This window comes from Bacillus sp. JJ1474, from assembly GCF_036965225.1.
Taxonomy (GTDB): Bacteria; Bacillota; Bacilli; order Bacillales; family Cytobacillaceae; genus Cytobacillus.
Genome location: NZ_JBALPC010000227.1, coordinates 1 through 1693, shown reverse-complemented (window position 1 = coordinate 1693; position 1693 = coordinate 1). Strand labels below are relative to the sequence as shown.

Annotated in this window: 2 protein-coding genes; both read right to left on the bottom strand. The window is 31.8% G+C overall.

Going from position 1 to position 1693, the window contains the following annotated elements:
• Positions 1 to 150: 150 nt before the first annotated feature.
• Positions 151 to 810, bottom strand: a complete 660-nt coding sequence (locus V7164_RS22800; protein WP_335355309.1) for a CatB-related O-acetyltransferase — start codon at positions 808 to 810, stop codon at positions 151 to 153.
• A 354-nt stretch (positions 811 to 1164) separates the two neighbouring features.
• Complete coding sequence (locus V7164_RS22795) at positions 1165 to 1578, bottom strand: SRPBCC family protein (protein WP_335355308.1); 414 nt, start codon at positions 1576 to 1578, stop codon at positions 1165 to 1167.
• Positions 1579 to 1693 lie beyond the last annotated feature (115 nt).

Here is a 1693-nt window from a genome sequence, read left to right as displayed (position 1 = left end):
TTTAAAGAAAATTGGATATGTATGTTAGAGTTTAGAAGCAGATTGTGAAGTTTTGGGCAGGTTAGCTCAAAAGAGTGAACTATTAAATTTAAAATAAAAAATGTATGCAAAAAACTACATCCTATACAGAATGTAGCTTTTCTAATTGGATTATCTTTTCTTTACTTCAATGTTATAAAAGTCATATAACTGTTCAATGGATGAACTGGACAAAAGAGGAATTGCTCTCTTAACCAATTCTCTATCCCAATCAAACCAACGCATTTCCATTAACTTATTAATTTCTGAATCTGTGAACCGTTTCTTTATTTCTTTTGCAGGATTACCACCAACTATTGTATACGGTGGAACGTTTTTAGAAACCACAGAACCTGCTGCAATGATTGCACCTTCACCAATTGAAACGCCAGGCATTATTATAGCATTCATACCAATCCAGGCATCGCTTTTAATGACTGTATCACCTTTTGGTTCATATGATTGTCCTATTTGCTCAACAAATGGATAAACTGTAATCCATTCTGAATGGTGGTTATGATTACCCCCCATTAAAATTACAACTCCACTTGCAATACAAACATAATTTCCAATAATGAGTTTATCTAGATGCCAACCAAACTGTTCAATTGGATTGAAGAGTTCTTGAGATTTAGCATCACCCCATAAATATCTTACACAGCCATCTTCAAAATTTTGATTACCATAATACCCTGAATAATAGGAATACTCCCCTACTTCAATGAGTGGATTCGTCACTAAATCTTTTAAATACTTTATTTCAGACCAATGATTAAATAATGGATGATTCATAACTATATACCTCGCTTCTAAGTATTGTTGATTCTACGACTTACTTAGAAGCTTAATACCACAGCGACATTTTTAAACTTTTTCAAACGACGAATCATTATCTTCAGCCTTTCTTTTAAAGTAAAAAAATCATAACTAAAAAAATCACTATAGTCAAATTGTGAGATGTTGTACTTAAACAAACGGGTAGCATTACTGGAACAACGGTAATACTTTTTTCTTCTACAAGTAAAGGGGCTGGTAGAATAAAGTAAAAAATAGCGGTATCTGTGGGTATTTAATATCCACAGATACCGCTTCTATTATTTTGAAGACTAATAATGATTAAATTGAGATACTTTATTTATTGTTTGTTTACTCTATGTATTTTTTAAAATTATTTAAAATTGCCTGCCACCCTTGTTGTTGTAACTCAATTGAATTCGAAGCCTCGGCATCAAAAGTTTCAATTACTTCGGTTTCGTTTCCGCGGTCGTTAAAAGTGATTTTCACTTTTCTTCCATCCTCCATTGTATAAGCAATTACCTCATATAGTTTTATTTCATCATAAACTCCGCTAAAATCAAAACCAAAACTACCATCTTTGGCTTCCATTCTTGAAATGAATTTCCCGCCTACTCTTAAATCATTCTCAGCAAAAGGGGAGTGCCAATCATCTGAAGCAAAGTTCCATTTTGTTATATGAATTGGTTCTGTCCAATATTCCCATACCTTTTCAACTGGTGCTTGAACTGTTGTTTCTACTGTAATCTCCTTAAATATCTCCATTTTTTTCCTCCTATTAAAATAAATAATTTGTACCAAAATTTACCTTGTTTTATTATAATTAATTTTGAAAAAAAAATCTATTCTGACAATTTGTGTATAAATAGATAGGTAAGAC

Bases quoted from the DNA above. Each gene is read 5' to 3' on its own strand.
- V7164_RS22800 (WP_335355309.1), bottom strand. From the start codon at position 810: ATGAATCATCCATTATTTAATCATTGGTCTGAAATAAAGTATTTAAAA.
- V7164_RS22795 (WP_335355308.1), bottom strand. From the start codon at position 1,578: ATGGAGATATTTAAGGAGATTACAGTAGAAACAACAGTTCAAGCACCA.